Here is a 19115-nt window from a genome sequence, read left to right as displayed (position 1 = left end):
CGGAGCTCCGAGCCGCCTCCGTAACCGGGGAGCGGCCCCACCGTTTAGCGCCCGGTGTCGGCGGAGGCGGCTATTTAAACCAGCGCCTCATTTTGTCAAACTCTATTTTCAACTTTCTTTTCCGGACCGTTCCGCCTCGAAGGAGGCCGAACCGCTCCGCGGCGCCGAATGGAGTTCAGCGCCTCGGAAAGAAGAGAGAGCTTCGAATGAGCCCCCGAAGCGGCGGGCCGCGTCGGGAGGGCGGTGTTTATGCGGGAGCCCTTTTTGAGTCAAGCGCACCGAAACGCACTTTGACGATTTTCTTCGCGAACCGCCCGAAAAGCCCGCTGCATATGGACGAACGAAGCCCCCTCCCCTCGCCCGCGAAAGAGCGTCAGGCGGCGAAACGGAGAAACAGGGAATGGAAAATCGGGTCATCCGCCGGCCTCGGCGGGAATCGGCCGTCGGAAAGACGCCGCTTCGGCGCGCCTTGTGCGCCGGAAATCGCAGATCGGGACGAATCCCGGATCACCGGCGGCGCTCGAAAGAGCGCCGCCGGGACCGTCAGCCTTAGAATCGCTTCGTCACCTGCACGCCGTAGGTGCGCGGTTCGTTGACGAAGGCGGTCAGGTTGTTGAAGTCGATCGCGCCGATGACATTGGCCTCGTCGGTCAGGTTGCGGACATAGACCGCCGCCTCCAGGCCCTTGACCGGATCACGCCAGCCGGCGCGGGCGCCGCCCTCGAAGCTAGTGTCCTGCATGAACTCGACCGACTCGTAGAGGAACAGGTTGAAGTCCTTCTGCAGCACCCAGTCCGTCGAGGCGAAGAGTTCGGTCCCGTTACGCAGGCCATGCACGTAGTTCAGCGTGATGTTGGCCGTGTACTTCGGGGCCTGCGGGAACGGGTTGCCGTCGATGTTGGCGCGGCGCGTCGTGCCCACGGTCACGATCGGATCGGTCACGGTGCAGTTGGCGCCGCAGAAGGCGACCAGCAGGTCCTTGTCCTTGATCTCGGTGTGATTGTAGGCGAAGCCGCCGGCCAGGCTGAAGCCGGCGCCCAGATAGACGTCGCCGTCGATCTCGAGGCCGTAGCCCACGCCCTTGTCGGCGTTGATCAGCTGGTTGAAGTTGCCCTCGCCGCCGATGGCCGTGAACTGCGGGTCGCTGACCTCGTAGTAGTAGGCCGTGGCGTTCAAGCGCGCGCGCCCTTCCCACAGACGCGACTTCAGGCCGGCCTCGTACGACATCACGGTTTCCGAATTGGCGGCCGTGATGATGTCCGACGAGGTGATGCGGCCCTGAAGCGAGGGACCGCGATAGCCCTTGGCGACGCGAGCGAAGACGTTGAGATCGCCATTGACCTCGTAGAGCGCGCTCAGGTCCCAGCTGACCTGCTCGTCGCCGACCGAACGACGCACGTCGTACAGCGGACGGGCCGTGCTGGTGCTGCCGGCCGGGATGATCCGGTCGCCCGAGAAGTCGCGGCTGTCCTCGGTATAGCGCAGGCCGCCGGTGATCTTCAGGGCGTCGGTGACCTTGTAGTTGGCCTGGCCGAACACCGACCAGGATTCCGAACGCTGGACGACGTCGCCCACGACGATCGGGGCGAGGCCGCCGACGCCGTTGAAAGTGCCCGAGACAAGGTTGAAACGCTCGTCCCAGAAGAACGCGCCGACCTGCCAGCCGAAGCGAGTGTCGCCGTTCGAGGCCAGGCGGACTTCGATGGTCTTCTGGTCCAGATCGCTCGACAGGGTGCCGGTCTCGGAGTTGAACGGCGTCTTGTAGGGCGCGGTGGCCGCGGCCGAGGCCACGCCGCCGTCGATGTCGCCGTCGCCCGACGAGCGGCCCTGATAGGCGCTGACCACGCCGGTCAGGGTGACCGGGCCGAAGTCGTAGGCCGCCTGCAGGCTCTGCGAGGTGGTGTGCTGCTTCTGCGGGTTGTTGCGGCCGCCGTCGTAATAGACCGTGTCGCGGTCGAAGTTGCCGTTCAGCTCGTTGGAGCCCTTGGTCAGCACGTTGGCGCGGTTGAGCGTGCCGGTGCCGATGTAGTCGCGGGCCTGCAGGGTGAGCAGGGTCGAAAGGCGCTCGGTGGGCTTGAAGGCCACGTGAACGCGGGCGGCGACGTCGTCGAAACCGCCCAGGTCGTCGCCGTCGCCGGCGAACGAGGGGTTGTAGGCGTTGTTGACCCAGTCGTCGCGATGGTTCCACAGGCCGGCCACGCGCACCGACAGGGTGTCATTGACCGGGATGGTCACGCCCGTCTCGGCCCGCACCGCGCCCAGGTTGCCATAGGCCACCGAGCCGAAGCCGCCGAAGCTGTCGGTCGGCTTGGCGGTGTCGATCTTGACCACGCCGGCCGGGGTGTTGCGGCCAAACAGCGTGCCTTGCGGGCCGCGCAGCACTTCCAGCTGCTCGACGTCGAACAGCGGGAAGCCCTTCAGGAAGACGTTCTCGAGCACCACGTCGTCGAGCACGACCGACACCGGCTGCGAGGCGTTGAAGTCGAAGTCCACGTTGCCGAGGCCCCGGATGTAGAAGCGCGGGGCGTAGCGGCCGTTCGAGCTTTCGATCTGCAGGCTGGGCACGCGGGCCGAGAGCGACAGCACGTCGCCGCCGCCGGCCGAGACGGCCGCCAGGGTCTTGCCGCCCAGGGCGGTGACGGCGAACGGCACGTCGCGGATGTTTTCGCTGCGGCGCTGGGCGGTGACGACGATCTCCTCGGTGATCGTGGCGTCGGCCGCCGGCGCCTGCTGGGCCAGGGCCGGCGCGCTGGCCAGCAGCGCAAGGCCGCTCACCGACAGAGCAAGCCAATTGTGGCGATGGTTCATAGGTCTATCCCCTGTAAATTATAGGGGCGCTGCCTACGCCGCGAAGTTACGGCGGGGCTATAAAAAACCGGCGCTATTGCTTGAATTTTTCACGACACTCGACGTTGTGCCTAATCTGGCCACAGCTTGAGGACTGCAATTACTGCATAAAATCGAACTAGAATAACAACAATATATAATCTTACTCGAGCGCCTTGGCGCAACGATCTGGCCCGCGCGATCAGCAAGTAAGACACAACTTACCCGAACAACGCTCCGTGAACGAATGAATTGGCGACAAGATCGACGCGCGGCCGTGCATCGGCGGGCGGCGCCCGCCGGATCCGGATCACGATTGGGTGGGGAAACTGGTGCCGGTTGAGGGGATTGAACCCCCGACCTTCGGTTTACAAAACCGCTGCTCTACCGCTGAGCTAAACCGGCGCGCCGACGCGTTTTCGCGAACGAGCGTTCTCCTTAGCCGCAGTCGACGGGGCGAGGCAATGCCCTCGCCCCTCCCCTAGGCGCGCTTCAGAGAAACACCGCCACCGTCTGGCGGGCGGCGATCAGCGGCGTCCCGTCCCGGCTCCACAGGGTCATGGCCTGGGCCGAATAGCCGTCGCGGATGGTCTCGGCCCGGCTGCTCATCAGCCGCCAGCCGTCGTCCTCGGGCGCATCGCCCAGCACGTCCATCGACCAGGTCATGGTCGAGATCGGCGCGAACTGGTCGAACACCGACAGCGCCGGCGGCGGCAGGGCGTCGGCCAGGGCGACCATGGCCGCCAGCGACCGGGCGGCCGGGTCGCGGTGACGGATCCACACCAGGAAGTCCGGCGGCCCGCCGCTCAAGGGGCGTCCGCCGGCCACGTAGCGGAACTCGAACTGGCGCGCGAAGGCCGGCCCCGCCCCCTCGGGGATGAAGAGGTCGCAGGCCTCGGGCGCGGGAACGGCCGGCGCCGGCAGGTCGACATGATCGAGCTTGGAGGCGCGCCCGGCGCCGAAGGTCAGCACGCCGCGGGTGGCCAGGCCTCCTTCCCCGGCCAGGTCGACGCTGGCGAACAGCGCCGACTTGCCCTGGCGCAGCACTTCCACCTTCGCCGACAGTTCGCCAGCCGCCGGCCCGACGAAGGCGAACTGGGCCGAGCGCAGCGGCGGGGCGTCGGGCAGGCGCCGCGCGGCCGCCTCCAGGCACAGGGCCGCCGACAGGCCGCCATAGGTGGTGCGCCCCTGCTTCCAGTCGTCGCCCACGGTCGCGATCACCGTCTCGCCGTCGATCCGCAGGGCGTCGATCAGTTCGCTGTAGCTGGGCACGGTGCTTGGTCTCCCGCGCCTGGAGCGGCGCGCGATCGACATAGTCTTAATTCGAAACTGACGTCAATCTTCCCCGACGTTCAGTTGCCAGGAGACGCCGAACCGGTCCGACACCCAGGCGAACCACGGGCTGAAGCCGTAGTTCCCCGGCGGCATCAGCACCCCGCCGCCCTCGCCCAGCACCGCGGCCAGGCGATCGACCTCGGCCGGCGAGGCGCAGGTGACGAAGAACGAGAACGACGGCGTGAAGGTAAAGGCGTGCTTGATGAAGCTGTCGCTGCACATCACGCTCTGGCCGCCGATCGTGAAGCGCGCGGTCTTGATCGTGCCCTGCGGCCCGGGGCCGGCCGGCCCGTAGAGCTCGACCTCCTCGACCACGCTGCCCGGGAAAACCGAGACGTAGAAGTCCAGGGCGTCGGGGCCGACGCCGTCCTGGAACATCAGGAAGGGCTGCACGGTGGGGCTCATCCCGCCAGCCTAGCCCCCTGCCAGCCCATCGCAAGCGCATTGCGCTGATCGCAAACGTTCGTTTGAATGCAGACCGAACGCCGCTTCGGGAACCGTCATGACCACCGCCCCAAAGGTCGCCTATGTCTGCGACGCCATCCGCACCCCGTTCGGCCGCTACGGCGGCGGCCTGGCCAAGGTCCGCGCCGACGACCTGGCGGCGATCCCGCTGAAGGCCCTTATGGCGCGCAATCCCGGCCTCGACTGGAGCGCGGTGGACGAAGTCGCCTATGGAAGCGCCAACCAGGCCGGCGAGGACAACCGCAACGTCGCCCGCATGGCCCTGCTGCTGGCGGGCCTGCCGGAAACCGTGCCCGGCGTCACCGTCAACCGGTTGTGCGCCTCGGGCCTGAAGGCCGTCGGCTACGCCGCCCGGGCCATCCTGTCGGGCCAGGCTGATCTCGTCGTCGCCGGCGGCGTCGAGAGCATGAGCCGCGCCCCCTTCGTCATGGGCAAGGCCGACAGCCCCTTCTCGCGCAGCGCCGAGATCTTCGACACCACCATCGGCTGGCGCTTCGTCAATCCGGCCATGCGGGCGGCCTACGGCGTGGATTCCATGCCCGAGACCGCCGAGAACGTCGCCACCGACTACGCGATCAGTCGCGCCGACCAGGACGCCTTCGCCCTGCGCAGCCAGGACCGAGCGGCCGCCGCGATCAAGGCCGGCTTCTTCGAGGGCGAGATCACGCCGGTCGAGATCCCGGGCAAGGCCGGCCCCACGATCGTCGACCGCGACGAGCACCCGCGCGAGACCACGCTGGAAGCCCTGGCCAGGCTGAAGCCGATCGTGCGCCCCGACGGCACGATCACCGCCGGCAACGCCTCGGGCGTCAATGACGGCGCGGCGGCGATCATCCTGGCCTCGGAGGACGCGGTGAAGCGCCACGGCCTGACGCCCCGCGCCCGGGTGCTGGGCTACGCCACCGCTGGCGTCGCCCCGCGCGTCATGGGGATCGGACCCGTGCCCGCCACCCAGCGCCTGCTGGCGCGCACCGGCCTTTCGATCGGCGACTTCGACGTGGTCGAGCTGAACGAAGCCTTCGCCGCCCAGGGCCTGGCGGTTCTGCGACAGCTGGGCCTGCCCGACGACGGCGCGCACGTGAACCCCAATGGCGGGGCGATCGCCCTTGGCCACCCGCTCGGCGCCTCGGGAACGCGCCTGGCGCTGACGGCCTTGCGCCAGTTGGAGGCGACCGGCGGCAAGCGGGCGCTGGCGACGCTGTGCATCGGCGTGGGACAAGGCGCGGCGCTGGGGTTGGAGCGGGTGTAAGGCCCTACTCCTCCCTCGCTTTAGCGGGGGAGGAGAAAGCGCCAGATGTGTTCTGAGAAAGTCGGAGGGGCTTCCCCGCCCTAAACCTTCGGCGTCGCGGCCGCGCGGAAGCGGTCCTTCATCTTCGCGACCCAGCCGTTGAACACCTCGTTCTCGGCGGTCACCCGGCCGAAGTCGCTGCTGGAGGCGACGCCGTCGACGCCGGCCAGGGCCACGCGCAGGCCCTCGGGATTGCGGCCCGTGCCGATCAGGTTGGTGTAGCGCGTACGCAGGCGCCCCAGCGAGGCGTCGTCGTCCGACAGGCTGTAGGCCACGGCCGCGCGCATCAGCTTGGCCTCGTCCGAAGGCGACAGGCCCGCGGCGTTCTTGAAGCGGTCGCCCAGGGCGGCCTCGTACAGCTTGCCGGCCAGGGCCCAGTTGCGCTGCTTCCAGGCGATGTCGCCGCGGATGTCCTGGGCGTCCTTGCCCTTGTCGCCCTCGATCACCTCAAGCGCGTCGTCATAGCGGCCCAGGGTCATCAGCGAGCGGGCGGTGGCCAGGCGGCGCTCGGCGTTCAGGACCGGCGGCAGGATCGTGGTGCGCGTGCCGTTGATCGCCGCAAGGGCGTCCTCGGGCTTGCGGTCCATCAGGTAGATCCAGGCCAGGTCCGTGGCCACCTGGGCCTTGGGCACGCCGTTCAGGCGGTTGTCGACCTGGTACTTCAGCAGCTTGGCGGCCTCGTCCAGCAGGTCGACGTCCACCAGGCGGCGCACCAGGTTGCGGACCATCTGGTCGCCGTCGGCGCCGATCGGCGTCAGGTCCTGGTAGTCGTAGAACAGGCCCACGGCCTGGATCGGCTGCATGCCGTCGGCCAGGCCGTCGAGGAACAGGGTGCGGAAAGCGCCGTAGAGGTCGTTTTGCAGGGCCACGGCCTGCGGCAGGTCGGGCAGCACCTTGCTGGCCGAGCGCAGCACTTCGAGCGCCTCGCGATAGCGGCCCTGGTCGATATAGAGCTTGCCCAGCGCGCGCACGACGTCGAGCTCGACGCCGTCGCCGCGCCAGCGGAAACGCAGCTGGTCCAGGGTCCTGGCGGCCTCGGCCGGCGAGATCTGGTTCTTCTCCAGCCGGATCTGGGTGGCGTGCAGCACGGCCGGCGTGGCGATGCGGTCGTTCGGCGCCTTGCCGATGGCCTGGAACATCTTCAGGGCCTTGTCCTTGCGGCCCTGTAGTTCGAACGCCTTGGCCTGGACTAGGCGCAGCTCCAGCTGGTCGACGATCGGCAGCTTGGGCAGCTTCAGCGCCTGGCTGACCAGCCGCTCGGCGCCGATCCCGTCGCCGGTGGCGGCCGCGGAATCGGCCTGGGCGCCCAGGAAGCGCGCCTGCCAGACCGCCGGGAACAGGTTCATGGCCTGGCCGCCGGCGGCGAACTTGTTGCGGGCGTCCACCCACTGCCCCTGCTTGTAGGCGACATAGCCGCGCCACAGGGCGCTGGACGGATCGTCCGACAGCACGGGCGAGGAGAAGTCGGCCTCGGCCTCGGCCCAGCGGCCGGCCATGGCCTTGGCCGCGCCGCGCAGGCCGCGGAACTCGCCGTCGCCCAGCAGCGCCTGCTGCTTGCGGGCGGCGGCGTTGAGCACGCCGATGGCCTCGTACGACAGGCCAGAGCCGACTAGGAAGCGGGCCAGCGCCATGCGGGCGGCGATATCGCCCTGGCGGTCGGCCGGATCGACGGCGGCGATGGCCGCCTGCAAGGCGTTGTAGCGGGCCAGGAAGCCGCCCGAGCCGGTCTTGGGCCAGTTCTCCAGGTCGATGACCGCCGGCATGGCCGCAGGCTGCGGCGCGCCCGTCACCACCTCGGCGGCGGCCCCGCCGACGGAAGCGGGCGACAGCACCAGCCCCTTGGGCCGGCCGATGCGGACGATGTCGCCCTCGGTCAGGATCTGCACGTCGCTGGCGAAGGCCTCGACCGCCAGCCCTTGGGCCGACGGCAGCAGCGCCATCTCGACATATTCACGGCGCGAGGCCAGCCCCTTGGACGGGGCCAGGGCCGGCACGACGCCGATGCGGTCGCCGACGGCGGGATCGCTGACCCACACCGGGCGCGCGGCGCCGGCCAGGTTGGCCGACAGGCTGGCAGGCGTGGCGGCCTCGTCGCGGGCGACCTTCACCGGGTCGGGTTCGCGTTGCAGGCCCGCGCCCAGGGCCACGGTCCAGTTGTTGCCCTGCCCTTCGGCATAGACCGGCACGCCGGGCTTGGCGACGATGCGCAGGGCCGAATAGTCGGCGCCGCGGAACACCTGGATCTTGGTGTGGCTGGGGCCGGTCTGAGGCGTGCGGCCCAGGTCCAGCCGGACCGGCGCGTCGAACACCACCCACACCGCCTCGCCGCGCTTGAACACGGCGGCGGCGGCCGGCGCGGCCCAGGTGGTGACGAACTGGGTCTGGCCGTCGGTCTTGTTGTAGGTCACGGCCACCACGCCGCTGGCGGGCGCGGGATTGGGCCGGCGCGGATCGCGCGGAACGGGCGCGGGCGTCGGCGCGGCGGGCGCCCCGGCTTGCGGCGGCTTGGCGAAGACGTTGACGAAGTCAATCCCGTCGGCGCGCCCCACCCGCAGGTCGGCGTCGTCGGTCAGGGTCAAAACCAGTTCCAGCGCGCCGCCGACGTGGCGGGCCTCGACGGTCTTCACCCAGCGCGGCGGGGCGATGCGCAGGCTGGCCAGGTTGGGGTTGGCGTCGCGACCGAAACGCAGGATCGCCTGCTGGCCCTCGCGGCGCATCTTCATCACCGGAACACGGCCGCTCCAGCGGAACTCCAGCCGCGAAAAGTCGGGGGCCTGGGCGACGCGGACGACCAGATCACCCTGATTGGCGGCGGGACGCGCGGCCTGCGCCGCGGCGGGGGCGGCGGCCAGGACGGTGGGCGCGACGACGCTGGCGATACAGATCGCCGCAACGCTCGCCTTCAACGCCCCCCGCAGGTTCATGAGCCCCCCAGCTTGCCCCTAGCCGGCCTTTTTCGGCGCGGCGGCGCCGGCCAGCGGCGGAGCCGCGGCCTGTTGCCCCCCGGCCGCCGGCGCGGCGGCGTTCTCGGCCACGGCGGCCTTGCCCTTGGCGATGGCGTCGCCCGAGAAACGGCTGGCCAGGCGCTCGGTCAGCACCTTGGCGTCGCCCGGCGCCATGTTGGCCAGGATCATGGCCAGGGTGCGTTCCTTCATCTTGGCGGCGATCGGCAGGCGCACGCTGTCGTCCAGCACCGTCAGGCGGGCGGCGGCGTCCTTGGGCTTCATCGCCGAGAACACGGTGACCATGCGATCGACCTCGGCGGCCTTCTGGCTGTCCGCCTGGCCCAGCAGGCCCTGGATCTCGCCCTTCATGCCGTTGAGGGTCTTCATCTTGGCGTCGAGCTTGGCTTCGGCGGCGGCCAGCAGCTGCAGCTGGACGTCGATGTCCTGCTCGCGCTGGTCCAGCTGGCCGCGACGCGCGCCCAGGCTCTGCAGCACGCGCAGTTCGGCCGGCGACAGGCCCGCTTCCTTAGCCAGGTCGGTGGCCGACGGCGCGCAGATGCGCGGCGGCGCGGCCTTCGCGGCGGCGTCGGTCGACGCGCCCTCGGCCGAGGCGGCTTCCTCGCCCTTGGCGTCCTTCTTGTCGGCCTTGGCGCCCTCGGCGAAGGCCTTCGCCCCGCTCAGCAGGTCGGGAACCGACTTGGCGCCGGCCAGGGCGTTGACCGCCAGGACGCCGACCACGGCGACGCCGACGATCGGCAGGATGCGAGGAACGTTCTTCATCGACGGTCTCTGAATGGCGATCCGGGCCGCGACGCGGGGTCGGGGCCGTCGAACAGGTCATCATCCACCCGCGCGCGTGAACGCGGGGTTTCACGCGCGGGCGTGGCGGACGAAATAGGCGAGGATTGCGCAGGCGTCGCGGGACGCGAGGTCGCAGGGCTGGCGCCGCGGGCGCGGGCCTCGCGCTCCAGCATGGCCTCGAAGTCCTGCGCATTCAGGCGGCGGCCGCCGGCCGACGGGGCCTCGGGCGCGGGCGGCGCGGCGAAATCACGCGGCTCGCGGGCCGGGCGCGGGGCCGGCTCGGGGCGGGCCTCGATGCGCGGCGCGGCGGCGGCGCGGGTCATGCGCTCGTCCAGCTGGGCGGCCAGGGCCTTGGCCTTCTCGATGCGGTCGGCCAGGTATTCGGAAGCTTCGTCGGTCGCCGCCCGCAGGTCGGCCAGGCCCTGCTCGGCGCGCTGGGCGGCGTTGTCCAGGTCGGCCACGGCCTTGGCGAAGCCGCTCTGGGCGTCGCGCAGCGCCTTCAGCTTGCGCTCGAGGCGCCAGCCGAAGACCAGCGCCACCATCAGCAGCACCGCCAGAAGAACCTGCAAGGCGACCGAGATCAGGCTCATTTCAGCTTCTGAACCGCCTTCTTCGCCGCGGGCGTCAGCGGGGCGTCGGCCCGAATGGCGATGGAATGGTTACGGCGACCCATCCGGCCGCGGGTAAGCGGAATCGACCCCGCCCGCAACTCCACCAGACTGTCGGGCGTGGCGTTCAGCATCAACGTGTCGCCGACCTGCAGGTTCAGCACCTTGGAAAGCGGCAGCTGCTGCTCGTCGAGCACGGCGCGCACCTCCATCTGGGTGGTCCAGAGCTCGGTGGCCAAGTGGCCTTCCCAGATGTTGTCGCGGCCGAACTTCTCGCCCATGAACTGCTGCAGCAGCATCTTCCGGATGGGCTCAAGCGTGGCGTAGGGCAGCAAGAGCTCGATGCGGCCGCCGCGGTCTTCCATGTCGATGCGCAGCTTCACCAGGATCGCGGCGTTGGCCGGGCGGGCGATGGCGGCGAAGCGCGGGTTGGTCTCCAGGCGGTCCAGGGTGAACGACACCGGATGCAGCGGCTCGAAGGCGGCCTTGGCGTCGTTCAGCACCACCTCGACCATCCGCTGCACCAGCACGCGTTCGATGGTGGTGTAGGGACGGCCCTCGATGCGCATGGCCGCGGTGCCGCGACGGCCGCCCAGCAGCACGTCGACGATCGAGTAGATCAGGTTGGAGTCGACCGTCAGCAGGCCGTAGTTGTCCAGCTCCTCGGCCCGGAACACCGCCAGGATGGCCGGCAGCGGGATCGAGTTCAGGTAGTCGCCGAAGCGGATCGAGCTGATGTTGTCGAGGCTGACCTCGACGTTGTCGGACGTGAAGTTGCGCAAGGACGTCGTCATCAACCGCACCAGGCGGTCGAAGACGATTTCCAGCATCGGCAGGCGCTCGTACGAAACGAGGGCCGAGTTGATGATGGCGCGGATGCCGGTGCGGTCGTCGCCGCCGTCGCCCGACAGGTCGAAGCCCAGCAGGCTGTCGATCTCGTCCTGGTTCAGGATCCGCTCGGATCCCATGCCGTCGCCGCCGCCGTCGTCCCAGCCGGCCATGCCGGCCATGCCGCCGCTGAAGTCGCCGAAGCTGTTGTTCAGCTCGCCGCCGCCCGAGGCGTCGAAGGTCCCCGGGGGGTTCTCCGCCGCCCATTGGGCCATCGCGGCCTGATCGTCGATCTCGTCTGCCATGATGGTTCGCCTCAGCCGGCCCGAAGGCTAGTTGATCAGCATCTCCTCGATCAGGACGGCGTTCACTTTCGAAGGCGCGGCCACCAGGTTCACCCGGCGCAGCAGTTCGGCGCGCAGCTGGTAGCTGCCCTGGCTGCCGGCGAGGTCCTCGGGACGCAGCTCGCGCAGGAAGGTCTGGAACATGTCGGTCAGGCGCGGAAGGTTCGGCGTCAGCGCGTCGGCCGTCTCCTCGTCGGGCAGCTCGAACGTCAGCTTCAGCTTCAGGAAGGTCGACTTGCCGTCGGCCGACTGCATGTTCACGACGATGTCGGGCAGGGTGTAGAACACCACGCCGTCGGGGCCTTCCTTGACGACCGGCGCGCCGGCGCCGCCCTCGGCGGTCTTGGCGCCCTCGCCGCCCTCCTCCTTCTTCTTTTCCTTTTTCTTTTCCTTCTTCTCCTCGCCGTGGCCGGCTTCGCCCTCGGCGGCCGGCTTGGGCTTCATCATGAAGAAGGCCGCGGCCCCGCCGCCAGCGACCACGAGCAGGCCGGCGGCCGCCGCTATCAGGATGATCGGCGGCTTCTTCTTGGCGGGAGCTTCACCCTCGGCCGCGCCCTCTTCGCCTTCCGGGGCGGGAGCTTCCTTGGGGGGTTTCTTGGCCACGCGCAGGTTCCTTGAAATCTATGACCCGTACTCATGCGCGAGCATGGTTAACGATCTCTTTTGAAGGCCATTTGGTCGCAGGTCGAATCTGCCCGGCGGACTCTGGCAAAGCGCCGCCGTTAACCACCCTCTCCGCTGATTTCATTGCGATTTTCGAGTTGGCACGGGCCTTGCTTGCAGGGTTGCGGCGCATTTGTCGCGCCAAACTGCGAGTTAATCGTCATGGACAACGCGCTGTATGTGGGCCTTTCGCGGCAGATGACGCTCCGTCGTGAGCTGGACATCGTCGCGAACAACATCGCCAACGCGAACACCACCGGCTTCAAGGTCGAGGACCTGATGGTCCGCACCGAACCGGCCAAGCCCGCGCGCACCGCGGGCGGCCCGGCGCCGATCAAGTTCGTGCTGGACGACGGCGTGGTCCGCGACTTCACGCCCGGCGCCCTGAACCAGACCGGCGGGACCTTCGACCTGGCCATCGAGAACCAGGGGTTCTTCAAGGTCCAGACCGGCGATGGCGAGCGCTACACCCGCGACGGCCGCTTCACCACCAACCCCGAAGGCGTCCTGACCACCCAGGAAGGCGCTCCGGTGCTGGACGACGGCGGCGGCCAGATCACCGTCGACCCGGAACTGGGCCCCGTCAGCATCGGCCGTGACGGCATCGTCACCCAGGGCCAGGTGCGCGTGGGCAAGATCGGCGTCGCCCGCTTCTCCGACCTCGCCTCGCTGCGCAAGGACGGTGACAACCTCTATCGCAACGTCGGCAACGAGACCCCGCAGTCCGCCACCGACGCGATCATCCACCAAGGCATGCTGGAGGGGTCGAACGTCCAGCCCATCCAGCAGATCACCAAGCTCATCGAGGTCAGCCGCGCCTACGAGAGCATCGCCAAGATGATGGACCAGACCGCCGAACTCTCGCGCTCCGCCGTCGAGCGCATGGGCAAGGTCCAGTAAGGGATAACGAACAATGCAAGCTCTGCGCACCGCCGCGACCGGCATGTCGGCCCAACAGCTGAACGTCGAGGTCATCTCGAACAACATCGCCAACATGAACACCGTCGGCTTCAAGCGCCAACGGGCCGAGTTCCAGGACCTGCTGTACCAGACGATCGAGCGCGCCGGCGCCCAGTCGTCGAGCGACGGCAACGTGGTCCCGACCGGCGTTCAGGTCGGCGGCGGCGTCAAGGCCGGCTCGGTGTACCGCATCACCGAGCAGGGCACGCCGACCATGACCAACAACCCGCTGGACGTGGCCATCCAGGGCAAGGGCTACCTGCAGATCCTGCTGCCCTCGGGCGAGACCGCCTACACCCGCGCCGGCAACTTCTCGACCAACGACCAGGGCCAGATCGTCACCGAGGACGGCTACCTGGTCCAGCCGGGCATCACCCTGCCGGAAAACACCACCGGCATCTCGATCGGCAAGACCGGCCTGGTGCAGGTCAATCTCGACGGCCAGACCGAGCCGCAGACGGTGGGCCAGATCGAACTGGCCAACTTCATGAACGAAGGCGGCCTCGAGGCCATCGGCGACAACCTCTATCTCGAGACCGGCGCGTCCGGCGCGGCCAACATCGCCGCCCCCGGCCAGCCCGGCTTCGGCACCCTGCTACAGAATTACACCGAAGCCTCGAACGTAGACGCCGTCAGCGAAATCACCTCGCTGATCGTCGCCCAGCGCGCCTACGAGATGAACTCCAAGGTCATCACCACGGCCGACCAGATGCTCCAGGCCACCTCGAACCTGCGGTCGTAAGCTCATGAAAAGCCTGCTTCTCGCCGCCGCCGCCCTGCTGATCGCCGCCCCGGCCGCCTTCGCCGGCCAGCCCGTCAGCCTGCGCCAGGACACCACCGACGCCGACGGCGTCATCACCCTGGGCGAACTCTTCGACGGCGCCGGCTCGGCCGGTTCGGTCGTGATCGCCCGCCGCGTCGGCCCCAGCGTCGTGCTCGACGCCGCCCAGTTGCAGATGACCGCCCGCCGCGCCGGCCTCGACTGGGCCAACCCGCAGGGCCTGCGCCGCGTCATCGTGCGCCAGGGCGCCGAAGGCGGCGGCCAGCTGGCCAGCGCTACGGCCGCAGCCCCGCGCGGCAACGTGGAGGTTCTTGCCTACGCCCGCAGCCTGGCCGCCGGCGAGACCGTGCAGCCGCAGGACCTGGTGTGGATCAAGGTCGCCTCGGCGCCCTTCGACGCCCCGTCCGACGCCGACGCCATGATCGGCATGACCACCAAGCGCCCCCTGCGCGAGGGCTCGGCCGCCTCGATGCGCGACGTCGCCGCCGCCCAGGTCATCGCCAAGGGCGATGTTGTCGCAGTCACCTACGACTACGCTGGCGTGGCCCTCACCTTGCAAGGCAAGGCCATGAGCGCCGCCGCCGTCGGAGAATCCGTCAGCGTGCAGAACACCGCCAGCAAGAAGATCATCGAAGCGGTGGCCACCGGCCCCGGTTCGGCCGCCGTCGGCCCCGAGGCGCAAGCCCTCAAGGCCCGTTCCAACTCCGTGCGCTACGCCGCCCGCTAAGAGAGCAAGACACCCATGCGCCCCGCCGCCTTCGTCGCCCTCGCCCTGCTCGCCCCGATCGCCGCCTGCTCGACCGTCACCGAAGCGGTGAAGGGCCCCGAACTGGCCCCCGTGGGCTACCCCGCCTCGCTGGCCCCGATGGCCCCGACCTACGTCTCGGCCCGCGAACCGGCCCCGCAGGCCGCTTCGGCCAACTCGCTGTGGCGGGTCGGCGCCCGCGCCTTCTTCAACGACCAGCGCGCCAGCCGCGTCGGCGACATCGTCACCGTGCTGATCGAGATCGACGACAGCGTCAGCACCTCCAACACCAGCAAGTCCTCGCGCACCTCGACCGGCAACGCCGGCGTGAGCAACTTCTTCGGTCTGGAATCGAGCCTCGGCAAGGTTCTGCCGGGCGGTTTCGACCCGGCCAACGCCGTGGGCACCAACTCGGCCTTCTCCAATTCAGGCGCCGGCAGCGTCAGCCGCTCGGAGAAGATCAACCTGACGGTCGCCGCGATCGTCGCCCAGGTCATGCCCAACGGCAACATGGTGATCCAGGGCACCCAGGAGGTGAAGACCAACAACGAGCTGCGCCAGCTGACCGTGGCCGGCATCGTTCGCCCCGAAGACATCTCCTCGGCCAACACCATCAAGCACACCCAGATCGCCGAAGCCCGCATCAACTACGGCGGCCGCGGCGACATCAGCCGCGTGCAGAAGACCCCGGCCGGCCAGTCGCTGGTCGAGAAGTTCTCGCCGTTCTGATGATCTAGGGGCCGTTGCGGACAGGTCCGGACGACGGCGTACAATCGCCCCTCCTCCGCGCGCTCCAGGGTGAGCGGAGGCAGACCGGCAGAAACCGCCTAGGCGGCGAGGCGTTCTCCTGACGAAGGAGATCCGCCGCCATGTCTTCCCGCCTCGTCGCCGCCGCGCTGCTCGCCGCCCTCGGGCTGGCCGGCTGCGCGCACGAGCAGGCGGCAAATCCCGCCTATGCCTGGGCCTATCTCAACGAGCCCGGCGAAGGCCCCAAGCTGGCCTACGGCCGCCCCTCCAGCGACGAGGTTCTGCTGATGCTGGCCTGCCCCGCCAGGGGCGGACCGGTCGAGGTTTCGGCCAACGGGCTGGAAGGCGCAACCATAGGGCTGGCCAGCCGCGACCGGACGTCGCACCTGGCCGCCAAGACCGTCGATGGCGGTGGAACCGGGAGCCTCCTGCTGGCCTCGGCGACGACGCGCGACCCCGCACTAGGCAATTTTCGCCGCACGGGTGATCTGGCAATCGTTAACGCCGGCCAGCGCCACAGCATCGCCGCCAAGGCGGACGAGCGCCGCCGCGTGAAGGCGTTCTTCGAGGCTTGCGGGGCTTAGGGCGGCATTTCTTGCTTGCCTGCCCGCCTTCCTCCGCGACGACCTTCACCGCTACCAACCGATCGCGCGGAACCGGGCGGATGGGACGTCGGCTATGGGTGGATGGCGGACGCTTCTGCGCTAACGCGCTGTAGGTCCTAGCCATCTAGCGACGCGTAAAGTTCCAATGTTCCAGCTTGGCCAGGCCGTGCCCCATGGCCAACATCATTGCGATCAGAAGAATGTAAATCACCGGGAACGTAATACCGCCGCCTCCAAGCGCTGGCATGGCGAGCGCAAGCGCGGCGACAATCATGCTCATCCAAGCGAGGCGCCCAATACTGCCGCGTAGCAGGAGCACTGCGGCGACGACATGCAACGCCCCGAACGCAGCCATAGCACCTTGCTGCCATAGCCAATGACTGAGCGGTAGGTCGCCGACAATGCGTATCCAGCTTTCGCAACGCGTTCCGCAGGCGGTGAAACCGGGATCCGCGAGCAGCCGCATTTTCAAGGCGACATTGGACCAGGGCTGAATGATATGCAGCAGTCCGAACAGACCCGCCGCGAGTGCGGTAGCCAAACGAACGGAGAAAGTCAGAGCGACGAGAACGCTCATCCGTTGACTATAGGCGGCGACAACGCAGCCCAGCGCGAAATCGAAAGCGTCGCTCGCGCTTTCGATATGATCGAGTTCGGCAACCATCGCGCGGGCCTGCGTCGGTCGTAGGGGGGCGATCACGGCCGCCGCATGAGTGACTAGACACTTGGCGAACTTGCGCATCAGGCCATGCTCGGCTTCAGATTTACCACTACGGCGGGGGACGTTGCCCAGGTCCGCGCAAAAACGATCCCGGCCGCCGTCAGGCGATAGGCGTGTCTCGCGGGGCGTCCTGGAGCGTCGGCCTTGCGCCACTCGGCTTCAAGCAAGCCCTGACGCGCCCAGCGATCAAGGAGAGGGTAGAGCGTGCCAGCGCCTACACTTGTCTCCTTGGTCAAATCATAGCCGTGACGCCAGTTCGCCGGGGCGGCGAGGAATGCCGCGAGCAGTGCCTGAGCCGCTGCTGAGGGTTTGCGTATCGATGCCATACACCCATACTCGATATATATCGACTTGAGTCAATATCCCAGCGACGTCCACGACAACATATAGTTTCTGAGCGACCGCAACGGGTCGTGAACCGACATTGTTTCAGGCATCACCCGCATCCAGTCCGAGCCGGAAACGCAAAACGCCGCGACGGTGACCGTCGCGGCGCTCGATGCTTGTATCGAGAAGCGGCGGCTACGCCCGCCGCCCCGCGGCGCTGACATTGTCCATGCCCAGCGCCGACAGCGCCCCGCGCAGGATGCCCTCGGCGTCGAGACCGGCCTCGGCGTACATCAGGTCGGGCTTGTCCTGGTCCTGGAACACGTCCGGAAGACCCAGCGTGCGGATCTTCAGGCCGCGATCCAGGGCGCCGTGCTGGGCCAGGGCCTGCAGCACGAAGGCGCCGAAGCCGCCCATGGCGCCCTCTTCCACCGTGACGATCGCCTCGTGCTCGCGCGCCAGGCGCAGCAGCAGGTCAAGGTCCAGCGGCTTGGCGAAGCGGGCGTCGCAGACGGTGGCCGACAGGCCGCGCGCGGCCAAGAGGTCGGCGGCCTTCAGGCTTTCGCTCAGGCGCGTGCCGAACGAGACGATGGCGACGCTGGTCCCCTCGCGGACGATGCGGCCCTTGCCGATCTCCAGCGGATCGGCCGGACCGGCCGACAGTTCCAGGCCCAGGCCCTCGCCGCGCGGATAGCGGAAGGCGCTGGGACGGTCGTCGATCTCGACGGCGGTGGCGACCATGCGGGCCAGCTCCAGCTCGTCGGCGGCGGCCATCAGCACCATGCCGGGCAGAGCGCCCATGAAGCCGATGTCGAAGCTGCCGGCGTGCGTGGGGCCGTCGGCGCCGACCAGGCCGGCGCGGTCCATGGCGAAGCGCACCGGCAGGCGCTGGATGGCCACGTCGTGGACCACCTGGTCATAGCCGCGCTGCAGGAAGGTCGAATAGATCGCCGCGAACGGCTTCATGCCGTCGGCGGCGAGGCCCGCGGCGAAGGTCACCGCGTGCTGCTCGGCGATGCCGACGTCGAAGGTGCGGGTCGGATAGGCCTTTTCGAAGATGTCGAGGCCCGTGCCCGAGGGCATGGCGGCGGTGATGGCGACGATCTTGTCGTCCTTGGCCGCCTGCTTGACCAGTTCCTGGGCGAAAACCTTGGTGTAGCTGGGCGGGCCGGCGGCCGCCTTCTGCTGCTGGCCGGTGACCACGTCGAACTTGGCCACGGCGTGCAGCTTGTCGGCCGCGCCCTCGGCCGGGGCGTAGCCCTTGCCCTTCTGGGTGACGACGTGGACGAGAACCGGCTTTTCCTTGAATTCCCGGGCGTTCTTCAGCACCGAGACCAGGGCGTCCATGTCGTGGCCGTCGATCGGGCCGACATAGTGGAAGCCCAGCTCCTCGAAGAAGGTGCCGCCGGTGACCATGCCGCGGGCGTATTCCTCGGCCTTGCGGGCCGCGTCGCGGATCGGGGTCGGCAGCTTTTCCACCACCGTCTTGCCCAGCTTGCGCGCCTTGCGATAGGCGCCGCCCGAGACGAGGTTGGCCAGATAGGCGCTCATCCCGCCCACCGGCGGGGCGATCGACATGTCGTTGTCGTTGAGGATGACGGTCAGCTGGCGCGTGGCGTCGGTGGCCGCGTTCATCGCCTCGTAGGCCATGCCCGCGCCCAGCGAGCCGTCGCCGATCACGGCCACGACGGCGTTGTCCTCGCCTTTGGCGTCGCGCGCGGCGCAGAAGCCCAGCGCCGCCGAGATCGAGGTGGCCGCGTGGGCCGCGCCGAACGGGTCGAATTCGCTCTCGGCCCGCTTGGTGAAGCCCGACAGGCCCCCGCCCTGACGCAGCGTCCTGATGCGGTCGCGACGGCCGGTGAGGATCTTGTGCGGATAGGCCTGGTGGCCGACGTCCCAGATCAGGATGTCTTTCGGCGTCTCGTAGACGTGGTGCAGGGCCACGGTCAGCTCGACCACGCCCAGGCCCGCGCCCAGGTGGCCGCCGGTGACGGAGACGGCGTCGATGGTTTCGGCGCGCACCTCCTGCGCCAGCTGCTTGAGCTCGGCGATCGACAACCCGCGCGTGTCGGCGGGCGAGGAGACGGTGTCGAGAAGAGGAGTTTGCGTCGGCATGTCTGTAAAGA

Annotated in this window: 17 protein-coding genes and 1 tRNA gene; 6 read left to right on the top strand and 12 right to left on the bottom strand. The window is 68.8% G+C overall.

Going from position 1 to position 19115, the window contains the following annotated elements:
- Nucleotides 1-549: 549 nt before the first annotated feature.
- From V6S85_RS19980 to V6S85_RS19965, 4 genes are all read right to left on the bottom strand, one after another.
- On the bottom strand, nt 550-2808 hold the full coding sequence (locus V6S85_RS19980; protein WP_334350017.1) for a TonB-dependent receptor: 2259 nt from the start codon (nt 2806-2808) through the stop codon (nt 550-552).
- A 348-nt stretch (nt 2809-3156) separates the two neighbouring features.
- A tRNA-Thr gene (locus V6S85_RS19975) sits at nt 3157-3231 on the bottom strand.
- Nucleotides 3232-3318: 87 nt separating this feature from the next.
- The gene (locus V6S85_RS19970) at nt 3319-4098 is read right to left on the bottom strand and encodes an acyl-CoA thioesterase (RefSeq protein WP_334350016.1); all 780 of its coding nucleotides are present in this window, start codon (nt 4096-4098) and stop codon (nt 3319-3321) included.
- Nucleotides 4099-4161: 63 nt separating this feature from the next.
- Nucleotides 4162-4566 (bottom strand): VOC family protein, encoded by a 405-nt coding sequence (locus tag V6S85_RS19965; RefSeq protein ID WP_116567411.1) that lies wholly within the window; start codon nt 4564-4566, stop codon nt 4162-4164.
- A 97-nt stretch (nt 4567-4663) separates the two neighbouring features.
- Here V6S85_RS19965 and pcaF point away from each other — a divergent pair, with 97 nt between their 5' ends.
- Nucleotides 4664-5875: a 3-oxoadipyl-CoA thiolase gene (pcaF, locus tag V6S85_RS19960; protein ID WP_334350015.1), complete on the top strand. Its 1212-nt coding sequence runs from the start codon at nt 4664-4666 to the stop codon at nt 5873-5875.
- A gap of 80 nt (nt 5876-5955) precedes the next feature.
- Here pcaF and V6S85_RS19955 read toward each other — a convergent pair whose 3' ends face one another.
- From V6S85_RS19955 to fliL, 5 genes are read right to left on the bottom strand one after another with little or no spacing between them, the layout of a single operon-like run.
- Nucleotides 5956-8838, bottom strand: coding sequence for an endoglucanase (locus V6S85_RS19955; protein WP_334350014.1), 2883 nt, complete (start codon nt 8836-8838; stop codon nt 5956-5958).
- Between the two features lie 18 nt (nt 8839-8856).
- Complete coding sequence (locus V6S85_RS19950) at nt 8857-9639, bottom strand: MotE family protein (protein ID WP_334350013.1); 783 nt, start codon at nt 9637-9639, stop codon at nt 8857-8859.
- Nucleotides 9636-10250 carry a DUF6468 domain-containing protein gene (locus V6S85_RS19945; RefSeq protein ID WP_334350012.1) on the bottom strand — a complete coding sequence of 205 codons (615 nt, stop codon included), beginning with the start codon at nt 10248-10250 and terminating at the stop codon, nt 9636-9638. The genes V6S85_RS19950 and V6S85_RS19945 overlap by 4 nt, the downstream gene beginning before the upstream one ends.
- A complete protein-coding gene (gene fliM, locus V6S85_RS19940; protein ID WP_058349208.1) occupies nt 10247-11401 on the bottom strand; it encodes a flagellar motor switch protein FliM in 1155 nt (384 codons plus the stop codon). Before fliM ends, V6S85_RS19945 begins: the two co-directional genes overlap by 4 nt.
- Before the next feature lie 27 nt (nt 11402-11428).
- Nucleotides 11429-12043, bottom strand: coding sequence for a flagellar basal body-associated protein FliL (fliL, locus tag V6S85_RS19935; protein WP_116567422.1), 615 nt, complete (start codon nt 12041-12043; stop codon nt 11429-11431).
- 222 nt (nt 12044-12265) lie between these two features.
- On the opposite strand from fliL, the gene flgF reads away from it, so the two are divergent.
- From flgF to V6S85_RS19910, 5 genes are all read left to right on the top strand, one after another.
- The gene (gene flgF / locus V6S85_RS19930; RefSeq protein ID WP_334350011.1) at nt 12266-13003 is read left to right on the top strand and encodes a flagellar basal-body rod protein FlgF; all 738 of its coding nucleotides are present in this window, start codon (nt 12266-12268) and stop codon (nt 13001-13003) included.
- 13 nt (nt 13004-13016) lie between these two features.
- Nucleotides 13017-13805 carry a flagellar basal-body rod protein FlgG gene (flgG, locus tag V6S85_RS19925; protein WP_116488609.1) on the top strand — a complete coding sequence of 263 codons (789 nt, stop codon included), beginning with the start codon at nt 13017-13019 and terminating at the stop codon, nt 13803-13805.
- Nucleotides 13806-13809: 4 nt separating this feature from the next.
- Nucleotides 13810-14571, top strand: coding sequence for a flagellar basal body P-ring formation chaperone FlgA (gene flgA / locus V6S85_RS19920; RefSeq protein ID WP_334350010.1), 762 nt, complete (start codon nt 13810-13812; stop codon nt 14569-14571).
- Between the two features lie 15 nt (nt 14572-14586).
- On the top strand, nt 14587-15318 hold the full coding sequence (flgH, locus tag V6S85_RS19915; RefSeq protein ID WP_116567427.1) for a flagellar basal body L-ring protein FlgH: 732 nt from the start codon (nt 14587-14589) through the stop codon (nt 15316-15318).
- A 140-nt stretch (nt 15319-15458) separates the two neighbouring features.
- The gene (locus tag V6S85_RS19910; RefSeq protein ID WP_334350009.1) at nt 15459-15920 is read left to right on the top strand and encodes a hypothetical protein; all 462 of its coding nucleotides are present in this window, start codon (nt 15459-15461) and stop codon (nt 15918-15920) included.
- Between the two features lie 145 nt (nt 15921-16065).
- Here V6S85_RS19910 and V6S85_RS19905 read toward each other — a convergent pair whose 3' ends face one another.
- From V6S85_RS19905 to dxs, 3 genes are all read right to left on the bottom strand, one after another.
- Complete coding sequence (locus V6S85_RS19905) at nt 16066-16683, bottom strand: hypothetical protein (protein WP_334350008.1); 618 nt, start codon at nt 16681-16683, stop codon at nt 16066-16068.
- Nucleotides 16683-16988 (bottom strand): PadR family transcriptional regulator, encoded by a 306-nt coding sequence (locus V6S85_RS19900; protein WP_334350007.1) that lies wholly within the window; start codon nt 16986-16988, stop codon nt 16683-16685. The genes V6S85_RS19905 and V6S85_RS19900 overlap by 1 nt, the downstream gene beginning before the upstream one ends.
- A gap of 196 nt (nt 16989-17184) precedes the next feature.
- Nucleotides 17185-19104, bottom strand: coding sequence for a 1-deoxy-D-xylulose-5-phosphate synthase (gene dxs, locus V6S85_RS19895; RefSeq protein ID WP_116567432.1), 1920 nt, complete (start codon nt 19102-19104; stop codon nt 17185-17187).
- Nucleotides 19105-19115 lie beyond the last annotated feature (11 nt).

The sequence above is a fragment of the Caulobacter sp. CCNWLW153 genome (assembly GCF_036889365.1).
GTDB classification, from domain to species: domain Bacteria; phylum Pseudomonadota; class Alphaproteobacteria; order Caulobacterales; family Caulobacteraceae; genus Caulobacter; species Caulobacter radicis.
Note: the sequence above shows the minus strand (reverse complement) of the source record. Positions and strands in the feature narration are given on the sequence as shown.